The following is a 22,290-nucleotide window of genomic DNA, read 5'->3' on the forward strand; positions in this document are numbered from 1 at the left end:
CGGCTTGTTCTCATGATCGGCGATATCGAAAGGCCCAGAGGGTGGCAGCGAGCGGCGCCGCCAGCGCGATCCAGGACAAAGCGTCGGCCCAGCCATCGCCGGTCAGCGCGCTGACCAGACCGACGATGCTGAGCAGGGCGAGGGCGAGCGGCATCGCGAAGATGCGGCCGAGCGGCGCGCGGCGGCTCATTCGGCTGGCGCCACAAGGCCGCCGCTCTCGACCTCCCGCACACGGGCCGCCAGCGGGGCGCGGCGCTTGCCGAGCCAGAGGTAGAGGCCCGAGCCCAGCACGACGATGGTGAACAGCGTCAACGCCGCCCACAGCAGCTTGAGCGGTAGCCCGCCATAATCGCCAAAGTGCAGCGGCTGCGAATAGAGCAAGGCGAGCGTGTACCAGGGCATCGGCCGCACATCGGTCAGTTCGCCCGTCTCGGCATCGATAAGCGCCGGGGTGAGCGCGCGCTGGGTGAGCGGCGTGTTACCCTGGAAGAAAACCGCATAATGGTGCTTGCTGCTGTACGAGCCGCCGGGAAAGGCGATGAATTGGGGATTGTTGCCGGGCAACGCCTGCCGGGCGGCGGCCATGGCCTTGTCCAGCGAACCATAGCGCTCGGGCGGCAAGGCCGGGCGACCGGCATAAGCACCGGTCATCTCGGCCAGTTCGCTCATCTGCCACACCTTGATGATGGGCGTCGCGAGCGCGTTGATGACCCCGGTCAGGCCCACGACACTCATCCAGGCCAGCGCCACGATGCCGAGCAGATTATGATAATCCAGCCATTTGAGCCGGCGGCTGCGGCTGACCCGGATCGTCCCGAACTCCAGCTTGCGCATGAAGGGCGCATAGAGAACCACGCCGGAAACGATGGCGGCGAAGAACAGCACACCCATCGCGCCGAGGAACAGCATGCCCGGCAGGCCCATGAACATGTCGGTATGGAGTTGCAGGAGGAAGTGCATCACGCCGTCCTCGACCACTTGCCCCGCCTGCTCCCCGGTCACCCGGTTGAAGAGCTGGATGGTCATGGCACTGCCCGGTGAATCCGGTGCCGGGGCAGTGGTGACCGTGAGGATGGGCGTCTCATTGTCGAAGGCCATGAACACTGGCACCTCGCCCGGTCGCGCGGCCAGTGCCTTGCCGAGCATGACATCCAGCGGCTGCAAGCCCGGCCCGTCGCCGGAGGAGCCCGCCCCCTGCATTGCCGGTGCCTCCCCGGTCATCACCTCGATTTCGTCATGGAAAATCAGCGGCAAGCCGGTCAGGCAGAGCATCAGCAGGAACGCCGTGCAAATCAGGCTCGCCCACTTGTGGACGAGATACCAGACGCGGATGCTGCGCGTGTTCAACGACAAGGAATCCTGATATTGCGAGCGATTTGCATCGCCGCTTAATCGGAACACTTCGCAATTGCAACACGCCAACGGTGAACCGTGCCGCCCGGCATCGCATGGCCGCCCGAGCGACCGCGAAGCTCAACCAATCCTTGCCCCCACGCTGTCCATGGCTATGACGGCGCGGTGACCTCTTCAATCGTGATCGGGACGGACGCGCACGGCGCGCCGGTGCCCATGGACATGGAAGAACTGCTGGCCACCCGGCTGCTCGTTCAGGGCAATAGCGGGTCTGGCAAGTCGCATCTGCTGCGCCGGATGCTGGAGGAAAGCGCCGGGCTGCTCCAGCAGGTGGTGATCGACCCGGAAGGCGATTTCGTCACGCTGGCCGAGCCGTTCGGCCATATCGTAATCAACGGCGCGGCGCATAATCCCGGCGAGATCGAGACGCTGGCGGCCAAGGTCCGGGCGCGGCGCGCTTCCGTGGTGCTGGCGCTGGACGAGCTGGAGCTGGAAGCGCAGATGCGCTGCGCCGCCCAGTTCATCGCGGCTTTGTTCGATGCGCCCCGCGAGCATTGGTATCCCGCTTTGGTGGTGGTCGACGAGGCCCAGATGTTTGCCCCGGCCGCTGCCGGCGAAGTGGCCGACGATATCCGCCGCATGTCGCTCGCGGCGATGACCAACCTGATGTGCCGGGGCCGCAAGCGCGGCCTTGCTGGCGTGATCGCCACGCAGCGCCTTGCCAAGCTGGCGAAGAACGTCGCGGCAGAGGCGTCCAACTTCCTGATGGGGCGCACCTTCCTCGACATCGACATGGCACGCGCTGCCGACCTGCTGGGCATGGAGCGGCGGCAGGCCGAGCAGATCCGCGACCTAGAGCGCGGGCGCTTCCTCGCGCTCGGCCCGGCGATCAGCCGCCGCCCGGTCTCCGTGAAGATCGGCGCGGTGAAGACGAGCGCGCGCACCTCATCCCATTCCCTCATTCCGCTGCCCGGCGAGCCGACCAGTGATCTCGAGGATCTGCTCGCGCCGCAGCCCGGCGAGGAGCAGCCCGAACTGTTCGCCGCGCTGATCGCGCCGCCCCCGGCCATCGACAACAGCGCCCGACTGGAGCGCGAAGACCCGCCCGAAGCCGCCAACATTGCATCAGTCGCTGAAGAGTCCGGCATCGAAACAACCGGCCCTGCCGCCCCCGAGACGCCGGATCGCCCTGCCCGCGAGCCGGTGATCCGCGCGGTTTTGGCCGACATGGCTGCGGAAGAAGACTGCACCTATCGCTCGACCGCCGCGCTATTCCAGGATTTCGCGGTGCGCTGCCGGATGCAGCGGATCGGCAATCCCGGCATTGATCTGCTCAGCTTCCGCCGGCGCTTCGCGGTCGCCGTGGCGGGCGGCGAGGAGGATGAAGACCCGCGCTGGCAGGCCGCGCTCGCGCTCTCCAGCCGGGTGCAGGACGATGTGCTCGCGCCCTTCCTGCTCATTGCCCGCGCCGCGATCAAGGGGCAGCCCTGCCCCGACGACGAGGCGCTGGCCCGCGCTTATGGGACGCGCTCGGTGGGGCGAATCCGGCGGTTGCTGGATTATCTGGAAAAGGGCGACCTCATCGTCGTGCGGACCGACTTCGGTGGGCGGCGTTCGGTTGGCATTCCCGAACTCGGACTGGCCACCGCCCCGGCTGAAGGCTGACCGCCGCCAGGATGCGCTAAGCAGTGGCTGGCGGAGACTTCTGCATCGCCTCATAGGCCCGGCGCAGCAGTTGCTGCAGCGTCTTCACCTCTTCCTCAGACAAGGCATCATGAATCGGCTGCTCGACATCCTGGGCGCGGGCAATCATCTGCGCGGCGAGGCGCTGGCCTTCCGAGGTGAGCGACAGCGTGTTGCGCCGCCGGTCCCGCGTCGAGCGCATCCGGCGGGCAAGACCGCGGGCTTCCAGATCGTCGATGATCGCCACCATCGCCGAGTCGTCCATCGCGACTTCCCGCGCGATTTCGGATTGGGAGCAATCGGGATTTGCCTCGATCAGCGCCATGGTCGAGAGGGCGCCGTGGCGAAGGCCGAAGGACGAATAGACGTCCACGATCCGCACCGACAGCTCATTCCGTAACAGCCGAACGACTGTGCCTACTGCCTGATCGAGCGCACCCCAGTTCAGGCCGGTCTCCTCCGGCCGCTTCCCGTCTTTCATAACACTCCCCTTCGACCCGGTGCCTTATTTGGCTTGCCGCTTGTGTAACTTATAGCAATGATTGTGGTGCCCGACTATTTGGATCGTGGACCAACGGGCTATTCAAAAAATGCGATGCTGCGGCATTCGATGCTCTCGCGCGGCACCGCGTTGGGCAGACTGTCATCCCAGAATGCCGTATGCGGCACCCGCCAGGCACCGCTGCGGTCGCTGTCGTGGAATTTGAACAGCAGGGCTTCCTCCCGCACCATGTTGGAGAAATACCACCAGCGGTGAGCGGGATTGTGCCGGAAGATGTGCGCAGCCGGTTGGCGATCATCGTCCATCGGCGCGAACATGGCGTCGCCTTCGGGGATCTTGTCGACGATCCACAGGATATTGGTGGTGCCCTCATCATCGCCGACACTGCGCGCATCGCACAGAGCCAGCGGACAATCCTGCGGCGGCGGCGAATAGCTGCGCCAGAAGCTGGAGACGATGAACCGGCGGAACCCCGGCCCGTCCGGACGGGCCTTGCGATAGGCGGTCTCGGCCGCGCGCTGCTGCCGGGCGGGATCGGTATCGACGTGCACCTCACCAGCAGGCGGCTGCACCCCCTCGGCATGGCGATAGGGCGCATCCAGCTTCTTCTGCCGGCTGGCAAGATCGCCGGACGTGCGGATCATCCAGCCACCGACGACGACGAGATCGGCGCCTGTCGCCTGTTGGACATAGCGGGAGACCTCGCCCGGGTAGACGCGATTGACCTCGTCCCGGTCGGTGAAATCGGCGACGTCACTCGGCGCATCGAGCAGCACGAAGCCCTGCCGATCGAGCGTAAAATGCGGACGGATGGCGCGCGCGTCGCGGATCGTGACGGGGAATGGCCCGTAGCGGCCGGTGTTCACCTCCACCCCGGCGGAGACGAACCGCCGATTGATCGCGGGGCCGGGCAGCAGATATTGAAGCTGCGCCTCGACGCTGCGCACCGTGGCTTCGGGATCCATGACCTCATTACTCATTATCTGCTCTCCTAAGCGACGCCCGACTCTTTTGCCGCACCATGGCAGGCTATCCCGCTCCCCCGCAAGCGCCTGCATCGGCAACTATTCTTCGGCGCCTCTTGGCGAACGCGCGCGCGCCTGTCATGGCTGGCGCAGAATGAGTTTGACTAACAATCCATCCGAGGGAGGAGCCAGCATAGCGTCGGACGACGCCGCGGCCTTGCGTCGCTCGCGGCTGGCCGCCATCGTTCTAGCCGCCACGTCCTTCATGGTCGCCATTGATTTGATGGTGCTGCTCACTGCCCTGCCGCGCATGGCTCAGGACTTCGCCGTGCCGCTGACCCTGCTGAGCGCGACGATCACCATTTATATTCTCGTCACCGTGCTGGTCCTGCCGATCAGCGACTGGGTGGGCAAGCGCTTCGGCACGCGCCGGGTCTGCACGCTTGCCATTCTTGGGTTCGTGCTGGCCTCGCTGGGGGCTGGCCTGTCGCCCAATCTTCCGGTCTTTCTGGCGATGCGGATGTGTCAGGCGGCCTTTGGCACCCTGATCGTGCCGGTGGGCAGCATCGCCCTGCTCAGCATCACGCCCAAACGCTATCTTGTCACGGCAATGACGATCAGTTCCACCCCGGCCCTGATCGCGCCGGTGATCGGCCCGCCCATCGGCGGCCTCATCACCACCTTTCTGGACTGGCGCTGGGTGTTCTTCCTGAACGTGCCCACAGGCCTCCTCGCCTTTGTCCTCACCCTGCGCTTCATCCCCAATATCCATGCTGTGGAGCGAAGGCCCTTTGACGGGCGCGGCTTTGCGCTGGTCGGCGGGTTCCTGGCCTGCATCATTGCCGGGTTCGAGCGGCTGGGCGCCAAGGGCGGGGGCTGGCAGCAAGGGCTGCCGCTGATCGCGCTCGGGATTTTCCTGGGCTGGCTGTGCTGGCGACACATCCGCCGCGTGCCCCACCCGGTCGTTCCGCTCGATGCGCTGCGCCACCGCAGTTTCTTCGTTTCCACGATCGGCGCGGGAATGCCGGCGCGCACGGCCTTCATGGCGACGGCGTTCATCATCCCGCTGATGATGCAGGTCGGCCTCGGCCTCACCGCCTTTCAGGCCGGGCTGCTGCTGCTCGCCCAGAATGCCGGTGACCTGGCGCTCAAGGCGATCGCCACGCCTTCGGTACGGTGGCTCGGCATCCGGTTGGCGCTGACCAGCGGCGTGGTGACCATGGCGCTCTCCTTTGCCGCCTGCGCGCTGCTGACGCCCACCATGCCTTTCTGGCTGCTGGTGGCGATCATGGTCTTCGTCGGCATGGCCCGCTCGGTCCACATGACCGCGATCATGGCGCTGCGCTTTGCCGACGTGCCGCAAAGCGAAGTCGGCGGCGCGACGGTGCTCGGCAATATCGCCAACCAGATTTCGCAGGCGCTGGCGATTTCCGCCGCGGCCGCCCTGCTCAACCTGCTCTCGCTTGGTGTCGCGGAACCGACCCTCGCCGATTTCCAGATCGCGATGCTGGTCTTTGCCGGCCTCGCGCTAGCCGCCGCGCCTTTCTATGCCCGTCTTGCGAAGGATACCGGTGCCGCCGTGACCGGGCGCGAGACGCGGGGCCTGCGCGCGATTCGCAGCGAGGAGGTTTAGATGAGTGCTACAGCCTCCGCGCGACCCCGCTGCTTTTCCGTCTGCGTCAAAGCGTGGCTCTATCTCAGTCAAAGCCTCGCTTCGGGCAAAAGGATAGTGAGCTTCCTAGCCAACGGACGGACGGGGCGCTCCATGAGAGCCTTGCGCCGCGTCGTCTGGCTGCCGGTCATTGCGTCTCAACGGCGACAGCCGCCCGACCTTTCCGCCTGACAGAGGCGGGCAGGCGGCTCGCGCGGGGGCGAAGAAACGACCGGCAAAGCGAAGAGGAGGGGAGATTCACCAATGAACAAAGTTCGTCATAACCGCGCACGCACCGTGTCGCGCATGGCGCTGAGCGCCGGGACGATGTTGTCCTGCGCGCTGATGCTCGCAATGCCGGCAACTGCCCAGACCGCCGCGCCGCAGGGCGCCGCCGAGGGCAATGTCGACGACATCATCGTCACCGCGCAGATGCGTGCGCAGAATGTGCATGACATTCCGCTGGCAATCACCGCCATCAGCGGCGACCAGCTCGAAGCACGCAGCCAGACGCGCCTAACCGACATCACCGCGCAGGCACCGAACGTCATCCTACAGCAGAACCCCTCGGGCTCGGGCAACTCGATGCGCGCCTACATCCGTGGCGTCGGCCAGGGCGATGCCAGCCCCTCGGTCGAGCCAGGCGTGGGTATCTATGTCGACGATATCTATTTCGGCACCGTCACGGCCTCGGCCTTCGACCTGACCGACCTCGAGCGCGTCGAAGTGCTGCGCGGCCCCCAGGGCACGCTGGCCGGCATGAACTCGCTGGGCGGCGCGGTGAAGCTCTACTCGCGCAAGCCCGAAGGCCGAGGCGGCTATGTCGAACTGACCGCCGGCTCGCTCAACCGCCGCGACATCAAGGCGAGCGCCGACTTCACCGTGGTGCCCGATGCCGTGTTCGCCCGCATCACTGGCGTGTCACGCAACCGCGATGGCCATGTCACGCGCTACGATTATGCCTGCCTCAATCCCAACGATCCCTATGTGCAGCCGGGCACCAGCGTGGTGCAGCCGGGCGGCGCGGCGATCCCCAGCCTGGCATCGGGCGGCAATTGCAAGCTCGGCACGCTGGGCGGCCAGAGCATGTACGCCGTGCGCGGATCCTTGCGCATTGCGCCGGTCGGCAGCCCGCTGGAGATCAACCTGTCGGGCGATTACACCCACGACACCTCCACGACGCAGGCCTCCGTGCTCATCGCCAGCGCCGAGCTGACTGGGCGGCAAAATAACAGCATTCCCTATCAGGGCGCGCCGTTCGACAACCGCTTCGTGACCTACGGCCAGTATCGTCGCGCCGGCGCGGTGCTGAACGATCCCTATGCGACCTACGCCAACTTCTACGATCCGGGCGTGACCTATCGGGCGGCGACGACGGCTTCCGCGGGTGGTCCTGGCACGGCCGGCGCCCCCAATGGCCCGACCTATGCCGAACCCCTGAGCGGTGTGAAAGGCTGGGGCGTGTCCGCCGAGATCAACTACACGCTGGGCGACAATCTCGCGCTCAAGTCGATCACCGGCTACCGCAAATATGATTCGCGTAGCTCGGACGACAACGACAACTCGCCGATCGCTTTCATCGGCGGTGTGTACAGCGACTTCTCGCACAAGCAGTTCAGCCAGGAACTGCGCCTCTCGGGCAAGGTGCTGGACGATGCGATCTCCTTCACCATCGGCGGTTTCTATTATGATGCGGACACGCGCTATAACGCCCGCATCCACACGCCGTTCTCGGGCTTCGGCGAATATGCCGTTTCCCCTTGCGGCGGCGCGCTCCCGGCGTGCGTGATCGCCAAGCCGACCTTCTCGTTCATCAATGACGATACAGCCAGCCTGCGCACCTATGCCGGCTTCGGTAACGTTGCGTGGAACATCACGCCTGCGCTGACACTGGAAGCCGGCATCCGCGTGAGCCACGAGAAGAAGGACTATCTCTACAACCGCCTCAACCCCAATGGGGTCGGCGACTACCTGCCGCTCAGCAACGCCACCAATCCGCTGACTGGCCAGGTTGGTACCTATAAGGAAACGCTGACCGACTATCGTGCGGCGCTCTCCTACAAGATCACGCCCGACATCATGGCCTATGCGCAGTTCGCGACCGGCTTCAAGGGTGGCGGCGTGGCACCCCGTCCGTACAGCTTCCAGCAGATTCGTCCGTTCGGCGCGGAAAAGCTGAAGTCGTATGAAATCGGTATCAAGGCGGACCTGTTCGATCGGTTGCTGCGGATCAACGCCAGCGGCTTCCGCATGGACTATACCGACTACCAGGGCATTCCGCAGGTCTGCCTCGACTCCAACAACAATCCGCTTCCGGTCAACCAGGGCGGCGTACCCGGCCTGTGCGGCCAGTATCTGAATATCGGCGATGCCCGCGTGAACGGCTTCGAGCTGGAAACCACGCTGCGCCCGGTCGAGGGTTTCACCATCGACGGTTCGCTCAGCCTCACCGACTTCAAGTTCACCTCCATCAACTATCCCACGACCTCCATCGTCGTCGGCGCGAGCCGGCCCGGCGTGGGCAAGTGGAAGTGGAGCCTGGGCGCGCAGTATCAGGCTGATCTGGGTGATGTTGGCACGCTGACGCCGCGCATCGACGTCTCTTATACGGACGGCTATTGCGGCGACTTCCTCTGCACGCCGATCGCCATTGTGGACAGCTACACCCTGGCCAATGCCCGCCTGACCTATGAGACGGTGGACAAGGACTGGTCGGTCGCGCTGGAAGTGACCAACCTGTTCGACAAGCTGGTCTATCTCAATAAGTTCACGAACGCCTGGTATGCGACGGCTCAGCCCGGCCTGCCGCGCCAGTGGGCCGTGACCGTGCGCCGCAAGTTCTGATCAAGCGGTGCGCAACACAGATTGATCCGATAGAAAGAAGAGGAGAGGGGCAACCCTCTCCTCTTTGTCGCTGGGGCGACGGCAGAATGATAAATTGGGAGAGTGGCATGACATATTTGCGGACCGGTTCGAGCGCATTCCTTCTGTCCCTGCTGGCGATGACCGTCCCGGCGGCCCTCCAGGCCCAGCCGAGTTCAGCGCCGCCCCCGGGAGTTGGCGCCGATCTCGCCGCACAGGCCGCCATCCAGATGATGGAAGAAAGCCGGGCGCCAGACAGCACAGGCACCGGGCCATACAAGGCCATCAAACGGCAATATGAGAATTTCCCCGGCTTCGTCGTCTATCAGCCCGCCGACCTGAGCGCGCTGGGCGCTCGCAAGATGCCGGTCTATGTGTTCGGCAACGGCGCCTGCACCGAAGATGGCGCCTCATCCCGCCAGCATTTGCTGGAGGTCGCCTCCCATGGCTATCTCGTCATCGCGCCGGGCGGCATCTACAGCGGCCCGGGCGTGACCGTCACGCCGCAGAGCTGGGAGCAGCATCGCGACAAGACGCGCTACCAGCAGCTGGGGCAGGCCATCGACTGGGCTGCGGCCGAGAATGGCCGCGCGGGCAGCCCGTTCAAGGGCAAGATCGACACTGCGCATGTCGCGGCCTCCGGTTATTCCTGTGGCGGCATTCAGGCGCTCAAATATGCCGGCGACAAGCGCGTCAGCACCTTCGTCATCATGAACAGCGGTATCATGAACGGTCCGGTCCCGGGCGGCTCGGGCGAGATGTCTGCGCAGAAGAGCCTGCTCCAGAAGATCGACAAGCCGACCCTCTATGTGCTCGGCGGCAAGACGGACATCGCCTACCCCAATGGCATGGACGATTATGCCCGGCTGACCCACATCCCTTCCGCCGTGATCAACACTGACGTGACGCACGCTGGCACCTATGCCGAGCCGAATGGTGGGCGCGCGGCGCAGGCAGTGGTGGCGTGGCTCGACTGGCAATTGCGCGGCGACAAGGCGGGGCGAGCGTGGTTCGTCGGGGAGAATTGCAAGCTGTGCAGCGACCCCGCGTGGACGATCGAGAGCCGCAAGCTGGACACGCTGCCATGAGCGCGTTGTTGCGGGCAGCGCTGGCTCTGGCGCTGATCGCGCCCGGTGTGGCGATGGCGCAGCAGGGTGGCACTCCTGACGGAGCGCTCGCCCCACGCGTGCAGGTGCTGGAGGACCGCGAGGCGATCCGCCGCGCGATCGTCGCTTATGGCGAATATCTCGATGCGCGCGATTATGCCGGCTATGCCGGGCTGTTCGCCAGCGACGGCACCTGGTCCGGCGGGCTGGGCAGCGCCACCGGGCCGGCGGCGATCCAGAAGCTGCTCGAGGAGAAGCTGGGCAAGCCGGAAGCGGGCTTCGTCAACAAGCGCAGCTTCCACCTCGTTACCACCGAGGTGATCGACGTGACTGGCGACACCGCCGTCGCTCGCTCCCGCTACATGTTCTACACTGCCGATAGCGAGAACCGACCCGCGACCACGCTGGCCGGTCGCTATGTCGATCATTTCGTGCGCGAGAATGGCGCCTGGAAAATCAAGACGCGCACCAGCCATGGCGTGATCCCATGGCGCGATGGCGACAATCCAGAGCGCCCACCGCTGCCGCCGCAATTGCAGGGCGCCGTGAAGAACTGAGGGACAGGACGACGTCGCCGGCTCGCCCTCACCCTTCGTCATTCCCGCGAACGCGGGAATCCAGTTCGGCCTCGCGTTGACGAGCAGCGTTGCAGCTGGATTCCCGCGTTCGCGGAATGACGGGGGTTAGGTGCAGAAGGCGCGCCCGGAGCGCCTCACTCCTCGCGGTGGGTGCGCAGCTCGTCGCCCCGAATGGTCGCGACATGGAGCACATTGGTGGACCCCGGCGTACCGAAGGGGACACCGGCGAGCACGATGATCTTGTCGCCCGCGCCGGCAAAGCCGTGGCGCATGGCCATGCGCTTGGCCTTGCCGATCATTTCCTCAAAGCTGCCGATATCCTTGGTGCGCACGGCATGGACGCCCCACATGAGGCCCATGCGCCGCGCGGTATCCATGCGCGGGGTGAGCGCGAGAATCGGCGCGCCCGGCCGCTCGCGCGCGATGCGGCGCACGGTGCTGCCCGAGGTGGTGAAGCACACGATCACCTTGGCCGAGACCGTGTTGGTGATGTGCTGGCTGGCGCCGGCCAGTGCGTCCGACGTTGTCGGGTCCGGCATGGTCTTGGTGAAGTGCAGCCGGTCCAGATAGCCCGGATCATGTTCGACGCTGTGGGCGATGCTGTCCATCATCGCCACGGCTTCCTCCGGCCAGTCGCCCGCCGCCGTCTCCGCCGAGAGCATCACCGCATCCGCGCCGTCATAGACCGCCGTGGCGACGTCCGACACCTCGGCGCGGGTCGGCGTGGGCGCCTTGATCATCGATTCCAGCATCTGCGTGGCGACGACGACCGGCTTGCCCAAGCGCCGGGCGCTTTCCACGATCTGCTTCTGAAGCGGCGGCACGGCATAAGGCGGCAGTTCCACGCCGAGATCGCCCCGCGCGACCATCACCGCGTCGGACATCTCGACGATTTCCTCCAGCCGGCCAAGCGCGGCCGGCTTTTCGATCTTGGCGAGCAGATAGCCATAGCCACCCATCAGCTTGCGCGCCTCGGCCAGGTCATCGGGCCGCTGGACGAAGCTGAGCGCGATCCAGTCCACGCCCGCCTCGATGGCGAAGGAAAGATCGCGCCGGTCCTTCTCGGTCATTGCCGCCATCGGCAGCACGACGTCCGGCACGTTGACGCCCTTGCGCTCGGACAGCGAGCCGCCGACCTCGACCAGCGTATCGATGAAATCGTCACGCACCGCCCGCACGCGCAGGACAAGCTTGCCGTCATCGATGAGCAGGCGCATCCCTTCCTGCGCGGCGGCGAAAATCTCCGGGTGCGGCAAAGTGACGCGGCTGCTGTCGCCGGGCGCGGGGTCGCGATCCAGCCGAAAGGCGGCGCCCTTTTCCAGAAAAACCGCGCCCTGCGCGAAGGTGCCGATCCGCAGCTTCGGTCCCTGAAGGTCCGCGAGGATGGTGGTCGGGCGGCCGAATTCCTTTTCAAGTCCCCGGATGATCGCGACATTGGCGGCATGAACGTCGTGCGTGCCGTGGCTCATGTTCAGCCGGAAGGCATCGGCGCCAGCCAGGAACAGCTTGCGGATCATCACCTCGCTGCTGCTCGAAGGGCCGAGAGTCGCCAGAATGCGGACCTTGCGGGTGCGGGGAGTGAGCTTCTTCATTTGGCCTCTTGCTTCGGTGCGTTCTCTGCCCACATGGCGAATGCCGTGGCGGCCACCGGCGTGGCCCGAGGTTGGAACCGGACATGAAGGTGCAAGCAATGACGATAGACACGCTCGATGACAAGACAGCGGCAGAAGCTTTTCGCCGGCTCGTCCACCATCTGCGTCACCGCACCGATGCGCAGAATGTCGATCTGATGGGTCTGGCGGGCTTCTGCCGCAACTGCCTGGCCGACTGGGTGGCCGAGGCCGACGGCACGCTGGGCAAGGCCGCTGCACGCGAACTTATCTACGGCATGCCGCAGGATGAGTGGAAGACGCGCTACCAGACCGAGGCGACGCCTGAGCAGCTCGCGCGGATGAAGGACAGCGTCGCGAAGAACAATCACTGAGCGACGTCACGTCTAAAAAGGCATTTCTCAAGCGGCGCGCGATCCCCTAAAGCGCGAACATGCCTGCGCGCATGATCCGCACTGATACCGGCACCGCACCGGGCCGAGGCCTGATCGCCGGGCTGCTGGCGCTTGTGCTGCTCGCGCGGCTGCTGGTGCCGGCCGGTTTCATGCCCGCCGTGCAAAACGGTCCCGCGGTCGTGCTCTGCACTGGCGCCGGCATGGTCACCGGCTGGATCGATGCGGACGGCACCGTCCGCAAGCAGCAGGACAAGCAGAACACCGCCCCGGATGCGCCCTGCGCCTTTGCCGGGATCGGCGCCTCGCTGGACAGCATCCCGCCCGCGATCGCGCAGATCGCCGTGGCGATGGCGACGGTTTCCATCGTCAGCCCGAGCACGGCCGTGAGCATCGGACGCGGTCTGGCCGCGCCGCCGCCCCCGCAGACCGGCCCGCCGCATCAGCCCTGACGCTCCCCTCGCTGTCGCCTCGCACGACATCCCCATTTCGGCACGCGCCCGCGCGCTGCCCGTCAAGGCTGATCCTTTCATGACCCGATTGCTCTACTGCTGCGCAGCCATGCGCCGCCCTCCCCTCGCCCGTGCCCCATTGTCCGCCGGAAGCCGCCGATGAGCGCGCGCTCCACGACCGGCGGCGGCTTCTATCAGGCCGTGTGGCGCTGGCATTTCTATGCCGGGCTGATCGTCCTCCCGATACTGCTCTGGATGGCGATGACCGGGGCGCTCTATCTCTACAAACCGGAGATCGAACGGCTGGTCTATGCGGACTGGTCGCATGTGACGCCAAAGGATGCGCCCCAGCCGCTGAGCGAGATGATCGCCACCGTCGAGCGGGAATCCGGCCAGCAGGTGAGCCAGATCCAGCGGCCTGCCGAGCCGACAGAGAGCTGGCGCATGACCCTGCATGGCGCGGACGGCGCGCGCCGGCTCGCCTTTGTCGATCCCTATCGCGGCAAGCTGCTCGGCACCGCGCAGGCCGGCGGCATCATGCAGACCGTGCGCGATCTGCACAGCCTGATCATCACCGGACCGGTGGGCAATGCGCTGGTGGAGATCGTCGCCGGCTGGGCGATCCTGCTGGTGCTGACCGGGCTCTACCTGTGGTGGCCCCGGCGCGGCAGCCCGGTCGTCGGCCTGCGCGGGCAGGCGCGTGGGCGACTGTTCTGGCGCGATCTGCATGCCTCGACCGGCTTGCTCGCCGGTGCGGTGATCCTGTTTCTGGCGATCACCGGCCTGCCCTGGTCCGGCTTCTCGGGCAAGCAGTTGCAGGGCTGGGTCGCCCGTGCGGAACTGGGCCGCCCCAAGGCGCCCGGTCCCAACCCCTGGGAGGCGCCGGCGCCACGCGCGCATCACGGCCACGGCCATGACGAGGGCGGGAAACAGAGCCTGCCCTGGTCGATGCAGGAAGCGACGCCGCCCGCCGCATCGGGCAGCGACGACATCGGCGCCGACCGGGCTGCGGAGATCGCCGGCAAGCGCGGCCTCGCCGCCCCTTGGACGCTCACCCTGCCGATGGCGGACGGCGCGCCCTATCTCATCTCGCAGTCCGTGCGCCGAGCGCAGGATGCGCGTGCTATCTACATCGATCCGGCAAGCGGCGCGGTCATGCAGGATGCCCGCTTTGCGCATTTCGGCATCGGCGCGCGGGCGATCGAATGGGGCATCGCCACCCATCAGGGCCAGCAATATGGCGAGATCAACCGCACGCTGATGCTGCTAGGCTGCCTCGGGCTGATGCTGCTGTGCCTGACCGCGCCCGTGCTCTGGTGGAAACGCCGCAAGAACGGCCGGCTGGAGGCGCCTGCCCGGCCCGCCGATCCCCGCAAGGCGCGCGGCGTCGCGGCGGTCATGCTCGCCATCGGCCTGTGCCTGCCGCTAACCGGCCTCACGCTGGCGGCCGCCCTGGCGCTCGACATGCTGATGGGACGCTGGCGAAGCCGAGCCGCCATGGCGGGCTGATCGAGCGATGAGTCGTGATACCGCCGGAACAAGGGCGGTTGTGCGGCGTTATTCAGCACGAGCCGGCGCGATACGTGCCGGTCGCTTGTTTGATATTACGAGGATGAGTCCGATGAAGAAGATCCTGCTCGCCACGGCGCTGATGGCGTTTGCGATGCCCATGGCGCCGGCCGTGGCCGATCCGCCGCACTGGGCGCCCGCGCACGGAAAACGCGCGAAAGACCGGGACAATGGCCGCGCCCTTTCCCATAACGACCGCATATGGCGCGGTGACGATGGCCGGTATCGCTGCAAGCGCAATGACGGCACCACCGGTCTGCTGATCGGTGCCGGCGTCGGCGCGCTGGCTGGCCGCGCGATCGATACCAAAGGTGACCGCACAGTTGGCACCTTGCTCGGCGCAGTTGGTGGTGGCCTGCTCGGTCGCTCGATCGACCGGGGCGAGGTGCGCTGCCGCTGATCCACCCCGAACTCTGAACATCATCGATGCCTGCTTTCCCCCGAGAGCAGGCATCTTTGCCATTTACAGGAGGCGCGACGCTCGCTAGAGGCGCGCGCCATGTCCATGATGATCGTTCAGCCGATTATTACCAAACCGACCCGCATCAGCGGGGCGGTTCGGATGTGCGCGGCCTAAAGAGCCACGATCAGCCGGACAGGAAGCCCCGCGAAGTGCGCGGGGCCGACTTTCCAGACGAAAGCCTGACCGCCGCGTCCTTCAATCAACAGGAAGGAACGTATAGATGGTTGCCCGCTTTTCCCCCGATGCCCGCCTGAATGTCGGCGTGGTCGGCGCCACCGGCCTGGTTGGCTCGATGATGCGCCAGTTGCTCGCCGAGCGCGATTTCCCGGTCGGCACGCTGCGTCTGTTCGCCTCGGCCCGTTCGGCCGGCTCGCAGGTCGAGTTCAAGGGCCAGCAGGTGACGGTGGAAGATGCCGCGACCGCCGACTTCGCCGGCCTCGATATCGTGTTTTTCTCCGCCGGTGGCTCTACCAGCAAGGCGCTGGCGCCCAAGGTCGCCGCAGCGGGCGCTATCGTGGTCGACAACAGCTCGGCCTGGCGCTCCGATCCAGAGGTGCCGCTCGTCGTCTCCGAAGTGAATCCGCACGCACTGGCGAACCTGCCCAAGGGCATCGTCGCCAACCCCAATTGCACCACCATGGCCGCCATGCCCGTGCTCAAGCCGCTGCATGAAGCCGCCGGCCTCAAGCGCCTGATCGTCGCCACCTATCAGGCCGTCTCCGGTGGCGGCATGGAAGGCATCGACGTGCTGGCGCGACAGATCGCCGCCGTGGGCGACAAGGGCGCCGCGCTCGCCTTCAACGGCAAGGCCGACTTCGTGCCCCAGCCCGAGAAGTGGGCGGTGCCGATCACCAACAACATCGTGCCGCTCAACTATGTGCTGGGCGAGGACGGCTATACCGAGGAAGAGCTGAAGCTGCGCGACGAGAGCCGCAAGATCCTCGAGATTCCCGGCCTGCCCGTCTCCGGCACCTGCGTGCGCGTGCCCGTGTTCACCGGCCACGGCCTCTCCATCAATGCCGAGTTCGAGCGGCCGATCGATGCGGAGACTGCGCTGGCGCTGCTCGGCAAGGCGCCGGGCGTGGTGGTGAGCGACGTCCCCAATGCGCTCGATGCGACGGGCGCTGACCCGGTGTTCGTCGGTCGCGTGCGTCCGGACCGCACGGTTGAGCATGGCCTCGCCATGTTCGTCGTCGGCGACAACCTCCGTAAGGGCGCCGCGCTCAATGCCGTCCAGATCGGCGAAGTGCTCGCCGGGCGCTAAAATCCATATCGTGCCTCCCCGGCCCCTGGGTCGGGGAGGACACAGAGCGCGCTGCTCTCAGAGGCGCTTGCTCAGGAAGAAGCGCTGCTGCCCGACGGGATGATCGTCCAGCGTGCCGAACAGGTTAAAGCCCAGCTTCTCGTAAAAGCCGCGCGCCTGAAAGGCATAGGTGTCGAGCCAGATGCCGACACAGCCATGGGCACGTGCCACCCGCTCTGCCTCGGCCATCAGTGCCTTGCCATGGCCGCCGCCGCGATGCTCCGGCGCGATGGCGAGAAGCTCGACGAACATCCAGTCATAGGAGCATTTGCCCCAGATGCCGCCCACCCGCTCACCCTCCTCATCGGTCAGCAGAATGGCGATAGGGCGGATATTCGGATTCCCTGCCTGCGCGATGTTATAGGCCAGCAAGGGTGCGAACACGGCATTGCGGTCGGCCTCGGAGGGCTGCTCGGGCACAGTGATATGAAGCGGCATAGGCTGACTAGTAGGCCGAATGCACGGCATGGCAAGGCTGACGACCGGCTCGGCGACGCGTCTGAAATCGCATGCCCACGCGAGCATACTTGCTTTTTCCACAAACGCCCTCTATGTGCATCGCAGCATTCGGCGCCAGGACTAGTGATCCGGCGCAATCCCGCGCAGCGTGAGGCCCCGCATCTTGCACAAGGGCCGCCGGGACGGACGGATGCGAGAATCGCTCAAGCTTCCTTATTCACGCAGGGTCGCCCGTTTGGAGACCACTGCTGCGCCCGCTCGCGACAGACGCGAGGGCGACGCATGTCATATCGAAAGTCTATTCATGTCTTTTTTCAATGAGCTTGGCCTTGCCGAGCCTATCCTCCGCGCCCTTGAGACCAAGGGTTATGCGGACCCTACGCCGATCCAGCAGCAGGCCATTCCGGCGCTGATGCAGGGCCGCGACCTGCTCGGCATCGCGCAGACCGGCACCGGCAAGACCGCAGCCTTCTCGCTGCCCTCGCTGCACCGGCTGTTCAACAATCCCCAGCCCCGCAAACCGGCCTCCTGCCGGATGCTGGTGCTCTCGCCCACCCGCGAGCTGGCGGCGCAGATTGCCGAGAACATGCGCGGCTATGCCAAGTATCTCAGCCTCAACGTGCAGGTCGTCTTTGGCGGCGTGCCGGTGGGCAAGCAGGCCCGCGCGCTGGTGCCGGGCACCGACATTCTGGTCGCGACGCCGGGCCGCCTGCTCGACCTGATCGACCAGCGCGCGCTGACGCTGCGCAATGTCGAGATCTTCGTGCTCGACGAGGCCGACCAGATGATGGACCTGGGCTTCATCAAGCCGCTCACGCAGATCGCCAAGATGCTGCCGGCCGAGCGTCAGAGCCTGTTCTTCTCCGCGACCATGCCGCAGGCGATTGCGGAGCTGGGCAAGCGCTTCATCAACGATCCGGTCAAGGTCGAGGTTGCGCCGCAATCCACCACCGCCGAGCGCGTGGAGCAATATGCGACCTTCATCGACCAGAAGGAGAAGCAGGCCCTGCTGACTCTGCGCCTGCGCGATGCCATCGCGTCCGGCGCGCTCGACCGGGCACTGGTCTTCACCCGCACCAAGCATGGCGCGGACCGCGTGGCGCGGCACCTCGTCGCCGCCAAGATCAGCGCAGCGGCCATTCACGGCAACAAGAGCCAGGGCCAGCGCACTGCTGCCTTGCAGGGCTTCCGCACCGGGAGCGTGCAGGTGCTGGTTGCGACCGACATTGCCGCGCGCGGCATCGACGTGTCGGGCGTGAGCCATGTCTTCAACTTCGAGCTGCCCAATGTCGCCGAGCAATATGTCCACCGCATCGGCCGCACGGCCCGTGCCGGCGCCGATGGTATTGCGATGAGCTTCGTCGCGCCGGACGAGAAGCCCTATCTGCGCGACATCGAGAAGCTGACCCGCGTCAAGCTGGCGGTGATGCCGCTGCCCGAGGACTTCGTGGTAGAAGCCCGCCGTCTGCCGCTGCCCTCCAAGGCGGCTGTGGCCGAAGCCGTCGGCGATGCCGATGGGCGCCGGCAAGGACGTGGCCAGGGTCGAGACCAGGGCCAGGGCCGTCGCCCCGAGTCGCAGCAGCGCCGCGATCGCCCGGAACGCGGCCGGTCCGACGACCGTCGCGAAGCCGGCGCCGGCGCACCGCGCCATGATGGACGGGGTGAGGGACGCGGCGAGCGCCCAGCCCGCTTCGATCGCGCACCCGGTCAGGATGGCCAGCGCCGGAATGCCGGTGAACGCGGCGAACGCCCCTTCCGTGGCGAGCGGGACGGCCAGACCGCCCGCCCGGCGCGCGCGCCTCGCGATGGGCAGGACGCCCAGCGCGGCGGCCAGCGCAATCCCGGCGGCCGCTATCATGATGGCCACGCCCCGAACCGGCCCGGCTTCGACCCGCTGGCCCAGCGCCCTGAACCTGCCGCGACCATGGATGCCGAGCGCCTGCCCAAGCGCCTGCGCCCGGTCTATGCTGCCGCATCGGGCGAACAGCGCCAGACGGACACCCGCTCCGAGGGCGACCGCGCCCGCAAGCCGGGCGGTCAGCGTCCGCGCCACTTCGGCGGCGGACGTCCGCAAGGCAATCCCGGTGGTGGCGGCCGCCGCAGCGGCGCCGGCCGCGCGGGCTGATCCGTCAGGCTGATATCATTGAAATCCGATGAGGGGGGGAAGCGCAGCTTCCCCCCCTCACTGCCTTCCACCTAGTGCAAGTGCCGCAGTTTATCGGGATTGCGCACCACATAGATGCCAATGATGCGCCCCGCCTCGATCTCGAAGGCCGTGGTCTGCAGCTCGCCATCGGCCTCGCGCGTCACGAACCCCGGCAGGCCATTGATGAGCGCTGTGCGCACAAGCTGCGAGCCATGCTTGCGAAACAGCACCGCCAGCGCCTTGTGAAGCAGCAGCACATTGCGTCGCCCGAGAACCTCGGCGACCGCTGCCGAACGCTTGCCCCCGCCATCTGCGTGCATGCTGACATCAGCAGCCAACATCGCGCCGAGCGCGGTCATGTCGCCGGTGCGCGACGCCGCAAAGAAGGCGCTCGCGATCTCCAGACCGCGCTGCTTCTCAACCTCGAAGCGGGGCCGCGCCTGCCGCACATGGTCCCGTGCCCGCGCGGCAAGCTGGCGACAGGCCGCCGGCTCCCGATCGATGGTGGCAGCGATTTCCTCGAACGAGACGCCGAACACATCATGCAGCAGGAACGCCGCGCGCTCGAGCGGTGAGAGCCGCTCCAGCGCGAGCATCAGCGGCAGGGTCACATCCTCCTGCTCATCCTCGTCCTCGACGACCGGTTCGGGTAGCCATGGCCCGACATAATGCTCCCGCTGGACCCGCGCCGACTTGGCATGATCCAGGCAAAGCCGCGTGACCGTGCGGCGGAGGAACGCCTCCGGCTCGCGCACTTCGGCACGGTCGACCCGCATCCAGCGAATGAACGCCTCCTGCACCACATCCTCGGCATCGGCGACGGAACCGAGCATTCGGTAGGCGACCCGCACCAGCCGGGGACGCAGCGGATCGAAGCTGATCGCTGCATCCTCCTGCTGATGAGGGGACATGGGATGCCCGGCGCGCATCAGGCAGCCAGCTTGCGGGTCGCCGGCGTTTCGATCCACAAGTCGAAGCCGACCGCGAGGCGGTTCCAGCCATTGATGATGTTGATCAGCAGCGTCAGCTTCACCTGCTCTTCCTCGCTGAACTGGGCCGCGAGCTGTGCATAGGCTTCGGCCTTTCCGCCATGCCCTTCCGACAGACGCGTAAGCGCCTCGGTCCACGCCAGCGCGGCCCGCTCCCGTGCGCTATAGCATGGCGCCTCGCGCCAGACCGAGAGCAAGTAGAGGCGCTGCTCGCTCTCGCCCTTTTCGCGTGCTTCGGCGGTGTGCATGTTGAGGCAGTTGGCGCACTGGTTGATCTGCGAGGCGCGGGCCTTCACCAGCTCCACGAGCGCAGGCTCCAGGCTATCGTTGATGGCAAGCGAGGTCGCCATCCATTGCTTGATGAGCGCGGGCGCGGCGGTGAAGGGATCGAGGCGTGCGGTCATGATCGTGTCTCCTGTCCATTGGGTTTGCACAGGCATGACGAGTGGGCGGACGGCGATTGTGACATGGCGGGAAATTTTTTCCGCCGCCGGCGCAATGGCTACGCCGTCCGGTGCGATCGATGCCTAGACAGGGAGGGCAGCGGCTGGCTAGGACCGCGCATTCGATTCTGACACATTCCATCCGGAGACCTTGCAGACATGAGCGACAACATCGCCGCCGACCAGTTGCGCCTTCTCATCGAGCGCATCGAGCGCCTCGAAGAAGAAAAGAAGGGCATTTCGGACGACATCAAGGATGTCTATGGCGAAGCCAAGGCAACAGGCTATGACGTCAAGATCATGCGCCAGATCGTCCGCCTGCGGAAGCTGCCGCCGCATGATCGCCAGGAGATGGAGGCAATCCTCCAGACCTATCTGGCGGCCCTGGGCATGGAATAAGCCGCATGCGCGGCGAGAGGAGCGGAGAGATGGCCGATAATCCCTGGGGCAATGCCCCGACCGAGATGATCGTCACGACCACCAACAATATCGATGGCCGCACGGTGCAGCGTTATTGCGGCGTGGTGACGGGCGAAGTGATCGTGGGTGCCAATCTCTTCCGCGATCTCTTTGCCAGCGTGCGCGATATCGTTGGCGGGCGGGCCGGCGCCTATGAGGAAGTGCTGAGCCGCGCCCGCGAGGAAGCCATGGCGGAGATGCGCCAGCGCGCCGCCGCGGCCGGTGGCAATGCGATCATCGGCGTGGACCTGGACTATGAAGTGCTCGGCTCGGGCGGATCGATGCTGATGGTCTCGGCCACCGGCACGGCGGTGCTACTCGCGGACCCGGCCTGAGTTAACGCCCGCCGAAGCGCCGCCACTCAGGGAGCGCTCGGCGCCAGCGGCTTGAGCTTCACGCGATTGAAATCCGGCACCGGGATCGGCGCATCGAGCATGGTCCATTGCGCGCCGACTAGCGCCAGCCAGCTCGTATAGGGATGCCAGTTGCCGTCCCGGCGCTGCTCCCACTGGCAATCAAAGGCGCCGGGCGCCTCGCTGGTTTCCGCGCAGGTCACGGCGCGCAGATCACCGGCATCCACCTCCCCACTGCCAAGATCCCGCAAGGCCTGCGAGAGTGCGTCCGGACTCGGTGCGGGCGACGCGACGGGCGCCTGTGCCGCCAGCGGGGCCGCGATCGGCAAGGCGAGCGCGACCAGCCCCGTAAGGACAGTCATGGCCGCGCCGCGCATGGCGCCTGTTACTCCGCCGCCTTGGCCACGCCGACCAACGCCGGGCGCAGCAGGCGATCCTTGATCATGTAGCCGGCCTGCATCTCCTGCACGATGGTGCCGGGCGCAGCCTCTGCCGAAGGCATCTCGATCATCGCCTGATGCTTGTTGGGATCGAGCGGCTCGCCCACCGAGGTGAATTTCTCCACGCCATGCTTGCGCAGCGCGCTCTCCATCTCCTTGCCGGTAGCATCAAGGCCGGCGATCAGGCCTTTCACCTTTTCATCCGCCCGCAATTCGGCCGGAATGGCCTCCAGTGCGCGGCTGAGATTGTCGGCCACGGAGAGAATGTCGCGGGCGAAGGCGGTCGCGGCATAAGCGCGGGTATCGGCCAGTTCCTTCTCTAGCCGGCGACGGACATTCTGGGTATCCGCGACAGCGTAGAGCGTCTCCTGCTTGGCGTTGGCCAGCTCTTCCTCCAGCGCTGCGATACGCGCGGCGGCGATCTCCTCGCGGCTCAGCGTCTCGCCCGCGCCCTCGGCGATGTCAGCGGCCAGGGTCTCATTCTCATTGTTGGTCTGGTCAGTCATGTCTTC

The 22,290-nt window shown here is 66.3% G+C and carries 22 protein-coding genes and 1 pseudogene; 13 read left to right on the forward strand and 10 right to left on the reverse strand.

Annotated features, from left to right (window positions below; all coding sequences use genetic code 11):
- Positions 1-10: 10 nt before the first annotated feature.
- The gene (locus M2336_RS00990) at positions 11-190 is read right to left on the reverse strand and encodes a hypothetical protein (protein WP_264573580.1); all 180 of its coding nucleotides are present in this window, start codon (positions 188-190) and stop codon (positions 11-13) included.
- Positions 187-1,347: a PepSY-associated TM helix domain-containing protein gene (locus tag M2336_RS00995; RefSeq protein ID WP_264573581.1), complete on the reverse strand. Its 1,161-nt coding sequence runs from the start codon at positions 1,345-1,347 to the stop codon at positions 187-189. Before M2336_RS00995 ends, M2336_RS00990 begins: the two co-directional genes overlap by 4 nt.
- 171 nt (positions 1,348-1,518) lie before the next feature.
- Here M2336_RS00995 and M2336_RS01000 point away from each other — a divergent pair, with 171 nt between their 5' ends.
- Positions 1,519-3,018 carry an ATP-binding protein gene (locus M2336_RS01000; RefSeq protein WP_264573582.1) on the forward strand — a complete coding sequence of 500 codons (1,500 nt, stop codon included), beginning with the start codon at positions 1,519-1,521 and terminating at the stop codon, positions 3,016-3,018.
- 16 nt (positions 3,019-3,034) lie between these two features.
- Here the strand turns inward: M2336_RS01000 and M2336_RS01005 are convergent, their stop codons facing one another.
- On the reverse strand, positions 3,035-3,517 hold the full coding sequence (locus M2336_RS01005; RefSeq protein ID WP_264573583.1) for a MarR family winged helix-turn-helix transcriptional regulator: 483 nt from the start codon (positions 3,515-3,517) through the stop codon (positions 3,035-3,037).
- 98 nt (positions 3,518-3,615) lie between these two features.
- Positions 3,616-4,518: a CmcJ/NvfI family oxidoreductase gene (locus tag M2336_RS01010; protein ID WP_264573584.1), complete on the reverse strand. Its 903-nt coding sequence runs from the start codon at positions 4,516-4,518 to the stop codon at positions 3,616-3,618.
- Positions 4,519-4,657: 139 nt separating this feature from the next.
- Between M2336_RS01010 and M2336_RS01015 the strand changes: the two genes are divergently transcribed.
- The 4 genes from M2336_RS01015 (at position 4,658) to M2336_RS01030 (ending at position 10,679) form a co-directional block, all read left to right on the forward strand.
- On the forward strand, positions 4,658-6,136 hold the full coding sequence (locus M2336_RS01015; RefSeq protein ID WP_264573585.1) for an MFS transporter: 1,479 nt from the start codon (positions 4,658-4,660) through the stop codon (positions 6,134-6,136).
- Between the two features lie 282 nt (positions 6,137-6,418).
- Positions 6,419-8,998, forward strand: a complete 2,580-nt coding sequence (locus M2336_RS01020) for a TonB-dependent receptor (protein WP_264592493.1) — start codon at positions 6,419-6,421, stop codon at positions 8,996-8,998.
- Positions 8,999-9,105: 107 nt separating this feature from the next.
- Entirely contained in the window at positions 9,106-10,104 is a 999-nt protein-coding gene (locus M2336_RS01025) for a hypothetical protein (protein WP_264573587.1), read from the forward strand.
- A complete protein-coding gene (locus tag M2336_RS01030; protein WP_264573588.1) occupies positions 10,101-10,679 on the forward strand; it encodes a nuclear transport factor 2 family protein in 579 nt (192 codons plus the stop codon). Before M2336_RS01025 ends, M2336_RS01030 begins: the two co-directional genes overlap by 4 nt.
- A 155-nt stretch (positions 10,680-10,834) precedes the next feature.
- On the opposite strand, the gene pyk is transcribed toward M2336_RS01030, so the two are convergent.
- Positions 10,835-12,292: a pyruvate kinase gene (pyk, locus tag M2336_RS01035; protein ID WP_264592494.1), complete on the reverse strand. Its 1,458-nt coding sequence runs from the start codon at positions 12,290-12,292 to the stop codon at positions 10,835-10,837.
- 83 nt (positions 12,293-12,375) lie between these two features.
- On the opposite strand from pyk, the gene M2336_RS01040 reads away from it, so the two are divergent.
- The 5 genes from M2336_RS01040 (at position 12,376) to M2336_RS01060 (ending at position 16,450) form a co-directional block, all read left to right on the forward strand.
- The gene (locus M2336_RS01040; protein WP_264592495.1) at positions 12,376-12,684 is read left to right on the forward strand and encodes a DUF1244 domain-containing protein; all 309 of its coding nucleotides are present in this window, start codon (positions 12,376-12,378) and stop codon (positions 12,682-12,684) included.
- Between the two features lie 71 nt (positions 12,685-12,755).
- Positions 12,756-13,154, forward strand: a complete 399-nt coding sequence (locus M2336_RS01045; RefSeq protein ID WP_264573590.1) for a hypothetical protein — start codon at positions 12,756-12,758, stop codon at positions 13,152-13,154.
- A gap of 159 nt (positions 13,155-13,313) precedes the next feature.
- Entirely contained in the window at positions 13,314-14,663 is a 1,350-nt protein-coding gene (locus M2336_RS01050) for a PepSY-associated TM helix domain-containing protein (protein ID WP_264573591.1), read from the forward strand.
- Positions 14,664-14,775: 112 nt separating this feature from the next.
- Positions 14,776-15,123 carry a glycine zipper 2TM domain-containing protein gene (locus M2336_RS01055; protein WP_264573592.1) on the forward strand — a complete coding sequence of 116 codons (348 nt, stop codon included), beginning with the start codon at positions 14,776-14,778 and terminating at the stop codon, positions 15,121-15,123.
- Between the two features lie 283 nt (positions 15,124-15,406).
- On the forward strand, positions 15,407-16,450 hold the full coding sequence (locus tag M2336_RS01060) for an aspartate-semialdehyde dehydrogenase (protein ID WP_264573593.1): 1,044 nt from the start codon (positions 15,407-15,409) through the stop codon (positions 16,448-16,450).
- A 57-nt stretch (positions 16,451-16,507) separates the two neighbouring features.
- Here the strand turns inward: M2336_RS01060 and M2336_RS01065 are convergent, their stop codons facing one another.
- Complete coding sequence (locus M2336_RS01065) at positions 16,508-16,927, reverse strand: GNAT family N-acetyltransferase (protein ID WP_264573594.1); 420 nt, start codon at positions 16,925-16,927, stop codon at positions 16,508-16,510.
- A 325-nt stretch (positions 16,928-17,252) separates the two neighbouring features.
- Here M2336_RS01065 and M2336_RS01070 point away from each other — a divergent pair.
- A pseudogene (locus M2336_RS01070) lies at positions 17,253-18,689 on the forward strand (DEAD/DEAH box helicase); the annotation flags it as partial.
- A gap of 455 nt (positions 18,690-19,144) precedes the next feature.
- Here the strand turns inward: M2336_RS01070 and M2336_RS01075 are convergent.
- Both M2336_RS01075 and M2336_RS01080 read right to left on the reverse strand, forming a co-directional pair.
- Positions 19,145-20,005, reverse strand: a complete 861-nt coding sequence (locus M2336_RS01075; protein WP_264573596.1) for a sigma-70 family RNA polymerase sigma factor — start codon at positions 20,003-20,005, stop codon at positions 19,145-19,147.
- Between the two features lie 17 nt (positions 20,006-20,022).
- Entirely contained in the window at positions 20,023-20,487 is a 465-nt protein-coding gene (locus M2336_RS01080) for a carboxymuconolactone decarboxylase family protein (RefSeq protein ID WP_264573597.1), read from the reverse strand.
- Positions 20,488-20,685: 198 nt separating this feature from the next.
- Between M2336_RS01080 and M2336_RS01085 the strand changes: the two genes are divergently transcribed.
- On the forward strand, positions 20,686-20,925 hold the full coding sequence (locus M2336_RS01085) for a DUF2312 domain-containing protein (RefSeq protein WP_181560613.1): 240 nt from the start codon (positions 20,686-20,688) through the stop codon (positions 20,923-20,925).
- A 65-nt stretch (positions 20,926-20,990) separates the two neighbouring features.
- Positions 20,991-21,320: a heavy metal-binding domain-containing protein gene (locus M2336_RS01090; RefSeq protein ID WP_181561513.1), complete on the forward strand. Its 330-nt coding sequence runs from the start codon at positions 20,991-20,993 to the stop codon at positions 21,318-21,320.
- A 26-nt stretch (positions 21,321-21,346) separates the two neighbouring features.
- Here the strand turns inward: M2336_RS01090 and M2336_RS01095 are convergent, their stop codons facing one another.
- Both M2336_RS01095 and grpE read right to left on the reverse strand, forming a co-directional pair.
- Complete coding sequence (locus M2336_RS01095) at positions 21,347-21,700, reverse strand: hypothetical protein (protein WP_264573598.1); 354 nt, start codon at positions 21,698-21,700, stop codon at positions 21,347-21,349.
- A 23-nt stretch (positions 21,701-21,723) separates the two neighbouring features.
- Positions 21,724-22,284, reverse strand: a complete 561-nt coding sequence (gene grpE, locus M2336_RS01100; RefSeq protein WP_413715579.1) for a nucleotide exchange factor GrpE — start codon at positions 22,282-22,284, stop codon at positions 21,724-21,726.
- Between the last annotated feature and the right edge of the window lie 6 nt (positions 22,285-22,290).

Origin of the sequence: Sphingobium sp. B1D7B, from assembly GCF_025961965.1 — a bacterium.
Taxonomy (GTDB): domain Bacteria; phylum Pseudomonadota; class Alphaproteobacteria; order Sphingomonadales; family Sphingomonadaceae; genus Sphingobium.